We start from the raw sequence: 1,510 nt of genomic DNA, 5'->3' as shown, positions 1-1,510 counted from the left end.
CAGGGCGGATTCAACTGGTCGTCGCAACACCTTGACGTGGAAGGTGTTGGCGATGGCAGCGAACGACAGGGACCAGAGCACGAGGGACGCGCCACAGGTGTTGCGGCGCCAGTGGCGTGCAGATCGAGCGTTGCGCCCACCGATGCGTTCCCCTGGGCGCCCACGCCAGTCACCTTCGCGGCGAGTCGAACGGCAGTTTTGGCGCCAGATCGCCACGGGCGTCACAACGGCGGAAGCCTGCCTCGCGGTCGGCGTGTCGTGCCCCGTCGGTGCGCGCTGGTTTCGACACGCTGGCGGCATGCCACCGATCAGCCTGGCCGAGCCGTCCGGGCGCTATCTCAGTTTCGAAGAACGTGAAGAGATCGCGATCCTGAACGCCAAAGGCGTCGGCGTCCGCGCGATCGCTCGCCAGCTGGGGCGTGATGCAGGCACGATCAGCCGTGAACTACGCCGTAACGCCGCCACCCGTAGCGGCCGAATCGAGTACCGGGCCACGGTCGCGCAGTGGAAAGCGCAAGAAGCAGCGAAACGCCCGAAGATCGCGAAGTTGGTTAGGAACGAGCGTCTACGCGACTACGTCCAAGACCGCCTCGCCGGCGGGGTCACCCATCCTGACGGCACGCCCGTGGCAGGCCCGGCCGCGCCGGCGTGGAAGGGGTTGAACAAGCCGCGCAGGCAGGATCGGCGCTGGGCCAGTTCGTGGAGCCCGGAGCAGATCAGTCATCGGCTGCGGTTGGACTTCCCCGATGATGAGTCCATGCGCATCAGCCATGAGGCGATCTATCAGTCGTTGTTCATCGAAGGGCGCGGCGCGTTGAAACGCGAACTCGTCGCCTGTCTGCGCACCGGCCGCGCGTTGCGTGAACCGCGGGAGCGTTCACGGAACAAGCCCCAGGGCCATGTCAGCGCTGAGGTGGTCATCAGCCAGCGGCCCGCCGAAGCGCAAGACCGTGCCGTGCCAGGCCATTGGGAAGGCGACCTCATCATCGGTACCGGCCGCTCCGCGATCGGCACGCTCGTCGAGCGTCGTAGCCGCACCACGATCCTCGTACATCTTCCTCGACTTGAAGGCTGGGGTGAGCAGCCGCAGGTAAAGAACGGCCCGTCGCTGGGCGGCTACGGCGCGCAGGCGATGAACAAGGCGTTGAGCGCGTCGATCACGTCGCTTCCGCAGCAAGTGCGTCAGACGATCACGTGGGATCGGGGTAAGGAACTGTCCGGGCACGCCCAGTTCACGCTGGAGACCGGCACGCGCGTGTTCTTCGCCGACCCGCACTCGCCGTGGCAGCGCCCGACGAACGAGAACACCAACGGCGTGCTGCGCCAGTACTTCCCCAAGGGCACTGACCTGTCCCGATGGAGCGCGAACGACCTTGAAGCTGTCGCTCACACCCTCAACAACCGGCCACGCAAAGTCCTCGGCTGGCGAACCCCCGCAGAGGTCTTCGACGAGCAACTACGATCACTCGAACAAGCCGGTGTTGCAACGACTGGTTGAACCTGCCCAGTA

The 1,510-nt window shown here is 65.8% G+C and carries 1 protein-coding gene; it reads left to right on the top strand.

Annotated elements, in window-relative coordinates:
* Positions 1–298: 298 nt before the first annotated feature.
* On the top strand, positions 299–1,498 hold the full coding sequence (locus HMPREF0321_RS02495; protein ID WP_083803176.1) for an IS30-like element ISPfr14 family transposase: 1,200 nt from the start codon (positions 299–301) through the stop codon (positions 1,496–1,498).
* Positions 1,499–1,510: the final 12 nt, after the last annotated feature.

Origin of the sequence: Dermacoccus sp. Ellin185, from assembly GCF_000152185.1 — a bacterium.
Classification (GTDB): domain Bacteria; phylum Actinomycetota; class Actinomycetes; order Actinomycetales; family Dermatophilaceae; genus Dermacoccus; species Dermacoccus nishinomiyaensis.
Note: the sequence above shows the minus strand (reverse complement) of the source record. Positions and strands in the feature narration are given on the sequence as shown.

Excerpts from the sequence above, each read along its gene's own strand:
- HMPREF0321_RS02495 (WP_083803176.1), top strand. The coding sequence starts at position 299 with ATGCCACCGATCAGCCTGGCCGAGCCGTCCGGGCGCTATCTCAGTTTC.